This is a genomic window from Pseudomonas nicosulfuronedens (assembly GCF_005877905.1).
GTDB classification, from domain to species: domain Bacteria; phylum Pseudomonadota; class Gammaproteobacteria; order Pseudomonadales; family Pseudomonadaceae; genus Pseudomonas; species Pseudomonas nicosulfuronedens.
In genome coordinates, this window is record NZ_SWDV01000111.1 from 1 (window position 1) to 1,699 (window position 1,699).

1 protein-coding gene and 1 pseudogene are annotated in these 1,699 nt (G+C 58.0%); both read left to right on the forward strand.

Annotation, left to right across the window (positions count from 1 at the left end):
* Positions 1–244: 244 nt before the first annotated feature.
* Positions 245–1,182 (forward strand): annotated as a pseudogene (locus FAS41_RS30650) (S49 family peptidase).
* A gap of 104 nt (positions 1,183–1,286) precedes the next feature.
* Complete coding sequence (locus FAS41_RS30655) at positions 1,287–1,646, forward strand: hypothetical protein (protein ID WP_138527020.1); 360 nt, start codon at positions 1,287–1,289, stop codon at positions 1,644–1,646.
* Positions 1,647–1,699: the final 53 nt, after the last annotated feature.

Consider the following 1,699-nt stretch of genomic DNA (forward strand, 5'->3'; position numbering starts at 1 on the left):
TGGACGGAAAAAAGCCGATCCCAAGTTCGCGCTCTCTCAGAATTCGTTCTGCGTGCCCGCATCAGGTGTGACAAGCGCCGTTCCAGCCACCTGGTTGGGAAGTAGCAAGCCGTTTGTAGGAGCGGCACCGTTCCGGGCGCGCAGAGCAGAGGGAGAACATGTACCCCACTTCGGTGGAACTGATTTTCTCCCTTGGGCAACCTGGTACCGCCGTTGACCAGACGGCGATCAAGTGAGGTGATGATTGGATAATGGGCTAGAGGTCCTGGAGCGGGTTCTTCAGGCAAGCATTCGCGAGCAACGGGCCGCGCGCCGCTGGAAGAGTTTCTTCCAGCTCTGCACGCTCGGCTTGGTGGTAGCGGCTTACACCGCCGGCGGCCCGCCACTCTCCGAAATGTGGGGAGAAAAGAGCGCTGGAATTACCGCGAAGGTTGCGGTCAGCGGAACGATCGCCGAAGGCGAGCGCGCGGGTGCTGCGATTGTGAATCGCGGCTTAGCGGCTGCGTTCAAGGACCCCGGACGAAGGCAGTGATCCTGGACATCAACAGTCCTGGCGGCAGCCCTGTGCAGGCTGGACGGGTGTACGACGAGATCAAGCGGCAGCGGAGCCTCCATCCAGACGTGAAGGTTTATGCGGTGATAGGAGATCTTGGAGCTTCGGGGGCTTACTACATCGCCAGCGCGGCGGATGAGATTTTCGCTGACAAAGCCAGCCTGGTTGGATCGATCGGGGTAACTGCAGCGAGCTTTGGCTATGTCGACCTGATGAAGAAGTTGGGCGTCGAACGGCGCGCATACACCTCTGGCGAACATAAGGCTTTCCTTGATCAGTTCCAGCCTGAGAATCGCGCTGAGACCGAGTTCTGGCGGGGCGTGCTGCAACAGACCCATAGGCAATTCATTGCGGCTGTGGAGCACGGCCGCGGCGATAGGTTGAAGACTAAGGACCACCCAGAGCTCTTTTCTGGCTTGGTGTGGTCTGGAGATCAGGCAATGGGGCTCGGCTTGGTCGACAAGCTCGGTGACGTTGACTACGTCGCGCGCGACGTGGTCGGCGCTGAGAAAATTGTGGATTTCACGCCGCGAGGAAATGCTTTTGACCGGTTCGCGAATCGCGTAGGTGCAAGCTTCGCGGGCGAGATTGCGATGACGATGGGGCTCGGCAATTTAGAGCTGCGATGAAGCTCGTGCAGAGTGCTGTGGGTGGCCAGCTTTGTGGCTATGCGCCGGCCTCGTATCAGTTGCGCTGTGCGGATTCTAACTCTTGATCTAGTAAGGATGATCTAGTGAATAAAGCTGTAGTTCGTGGCGGTGTTGTTGGGGGCTTAGGCGTTATGGCCTACGGGGCATATCTGTTCATCAGTGCCGGCATGATGATAGGGGGCTACTCGACGATTGGTGACTACAACGAGTGCATGAGGCTTTCGACCAACATCGCGGATCATCAAGGTGAGGTGAAGCAATTCCTCACCGAGGTTCAGAAAAGGCTCCCTGCAGAAGCTACAGCGACAGATGCCGTTCAGGGGACTGCAGAAGTGGCAGGCTCTGCTGTAGGCAAAAACACTTCGGATCCGAGACTCGCTCCGGAACTCAAAAAGTGCGTAGGAGAGTTGAAGCGGGGGCTTGAGACCGCTAGCAAATCCTAAGGCCGCCTATTCTGCACGCCCGGTCGGTTTCTGGGCGTTGCATGATCCGGTGC